Here is a 2,582-nt window from a genome sequence, read left to right on the forward strand (position 1 = left end):
TCTGCGATCTCTACTGCAAACAGCAGCTTCGCTCCGCCACGGCTTCTGATACCGGCGTCGGATATCTTTATGAATGGATGTTTTGCTGAGCCCCTATTTATAGAATTTGCTAAAGCTCTTGGATGTATGCCGAAAATTTCAGCAGCCACAGCAGTTTCGACATAGATCATTTAGCTAGCCTTACTCTCTTCTTGTTCTTTTCTAAGACCACTTGGAAGCTCTTTGATTATTCCTTCACTTAAAAGCACTTCAAACACTTTCCTTGAAGTAGCGAAATTTTTACTACCTGCCACTTGGCCGTTTATCACCATATAGGTAGTGCGCTCGCTTAGATCGTGTTTTTTAGCCCACTGCCTTATGCTTATGCAGTTATCGGTAAAGTATTTTTTTATCATCTTGCACTCCTTTCTTCTAATTTTCATTGCTAAGTCGGCTTATAAATTTTTAGTTATAATCTCGTTTTAAGACCATAAATAAGGATTTTGTATGCATGAGGCTAAGATGAACTTCGCTTGCCCTAAGTGTAAGCAAGCTACGGCGATATCCATAACCACGTTAAAGTTAGATACCTTTGAGTGTTATCACTGTGGCGAGAAGCTCTATGCTGGTGCATTGCCTAAGCTTGCCTACAAGCTTAGTAAAGAATTTCACAAGCTTTTCAAAAAGCATGCCAACGCATACTTTTATACCAGGATAGAGTTTGAAAGAGACTTCAAAGAGATAGATGATGGCGGAAGATTTTTCTTTGATGAGCTTAAAAGTTTTCAGGATAACGATATGCTTATCGCACCGCCTAGATTTGAGATACTAGCTTACCAGTTTAAGTGTATAGACACTAGTGCTAGAATGCTTTTGCACGACGATAGCATAGCTCATCCAAAAGACTATTTTATACCTGCTAATTATCAATTTTCATATAAATTTAGCGAAGTCATGGATGAGCCGTATCTAAATGCGTCGCACAAAGACATACCTAGCGAACAAGATCGCAAATTTCTTGGGCTACATCTACTTGATTACGCCGATTTGATCCACTATACAAGACTTTATAACTCATATCTGAGAGCTTTTTCGCATACTCATCACACTTTTGCTTGTCTTGAGTATTGATCGAGTCTATATGTTTATACAAGACTCTATCGCAGTATCTCACAAGCTCTCTTAAATATCCGCCTTGGCTCAAAACCACAAGCAGTCTCTCTGCACATTTGCCAAGTCGCTGTCTAACGCTAAAGCTAGACTCGCTCGGCTCGGCACCACAAAATACGACTTTCATTTCTTGCCTTTCTGCCGACTTAACAATGAAAATTTAAAGAACTATTTTTCAAACCTTTGAAAGATTTAATCTCAAATAAGATATAATTTTTCGTAGATTTGAAAGAATTATATAGTATTTTAACCTTATTTGTCAAGGTTAAAATACTATATTCATACATTTTTTAATCAAGGGCCGCAAAATGGACGATCAAAGAGATAAAGTTATATTTGAAAATATGAAAAATTTTTTTAAGGTCGATAGTCTCGAAGATGTAGCAGAAAGGCTAGGTTATTCTAGGAACACGGCCGCCACATGGCGCTCAAAAGGCTTAACCTCAACTGTAAAATTAAAATTCGCCAGTCTAAGCGCAAATAAGGTTAATAAACCTTATAAGGATAAAGCGGATTTAAGGTATTTTGAGAATGTAACAGCAAGTGCTGGCTATGGCTCACAAAACGATGAACAAGATTATTCTATAATTCCTGTCGGCAGAGATTTTATGGAACAAGTTTTAAAAATACCATTTAAAAACTATGATGTAATTAAGGTTTTTGGCGATAGTATGGAGCCGTTTGCACAAGATGGAGACGCCGTAGTAGTGGATTTGGATGCAGAGGTAAAAAATGGAGACATAGTTATAGCAAACATCGGCGGAGACGTATATATAAAGAAATTTTTGAGAGACACGATACACAAAGAAGTAAAATTAACATCGTTGAATAGCTTTTATCAAGATATTATTTTAAAGGGCGAGGAAATAAATCAGTTAAAAATAATTGGTAAGGTTAGATGTAAATTTAATATCAATATGAAAATATTTTAAATCATAAAAATAAGCTTAAAATGATGATTAATGGTTTAAGCTATTTCTAAACAATATTTAAGATTAAAATAGTTTTTTATTGCGCTTTTTACAATGATGATTAAAGATAAACCCATAAATACGCCAATTATTAGAATTAATCATCATTAAGCCTTGATTAATCATCATTTTTCTAAAAAATTGATGATTAATACCTATATTTTTAAATTTTATCTATGTTCTTGACGGCAAACCTTAAGTGGTATATGCTCTTGATGCGTAAAATCTTGGGACGATTTTTGGGACGCTTTAAAAGGTGTTTAAAAGTCGATTATTTGGTATTTAAAGTCTTTTTGTGATGTTAAATTTTTCCGCTTTTTTGGGACAAAACGGACGATTTGGGATTATAGGGATTTTTCTTGCAGCTGAATTTTTACATTACAACTGAGAGTGAAGCTTTTTAAAGTGCCTATTTTACGTGCTTTCAAAAATCTTCCGCTAAAATTTCTCACTCTCATTTTC

Annotated in this window: 3 protein-coding genes; 2 read left to right on the forward strand and 1 reads right to left on the reverse strand. The window is 34.9% G+C overall.

What is annotated here, in order from left to right:
• Nucleotides 1-170: 170 nt before the first annotated feature.
• Nucleotides 171-395, reverse strand: coding sequence for a hypothetical protein (locus UNSWCS_RS11155; protein ID WP_021088568.1), 225 nt, complete (start codon nucleotides 393-395; stop codon nucleotides 171-173).
• A 91-nt stretch (nucleotides 396-486) separates the two neighbouring features.
• Between UNSWCS_RS11155 and UNSWCS_RS11160 the strand changes: the two genes are divergently transcribed.
• On the forward strand, nucleotides 487-1,110 hold the full coding sequence (locus UNSWCS_RS11160) for a hypothetical protein (protein ID WP_021088566.1): 624 nt from the start codon (nucleotides 487-489) through the stop codon (nucleotides 1,108-1,110).
• Between the two features lie 347 nt (nucleotides 1,111-1,457).
• Entirely contained in the window at nucleotides 1,458-2,081 is a 624-nt protein-coding gene (locus tag UNSWCS_RS11165) for a S24 family peptidase (protein WP_021088567.1), read from the forward strand.
• Nucleotides 2,082-2,582: the final 501 nt, after the last annotated feature.

It is taken from the genome of Campylobacter concisus UNSWCS, assembly GCF_000466685.1.
Taxonomy (GTDB): Bacteria; Campylobacterota; Campylobacteria; order Campylobacterales; family Campylobacteraceae; genus Campylobacter_A; species Campylobacter_A concisus_A.

What these genes read in the sequence shown, in the direction of transcription:
- UNSWCS_RS11155 (WP_021088568.1), bottom strand. Translation starts at nt 395, where the DNA reads ATGATAAAAAAATACTTTACCGATAACTGCATAAGCATAAGGCAGTGG.
- UNSWCS_RS11160 (WP_021088566.1), top strand. Translation starts at nt 487, where the DNA reads ATGCATGAGGCTAAGATGAACTTCGCTTGCCCTAAGTGTAAGCAAGCT.
- UNSWCS_RS11165 (WP_021088567.1), top strand. Translation starts at nt 1,458, where the DNA reads ATGGACGATCAAAGAGATAAAGTTATATTTGAAAATATGAAAAATTTT.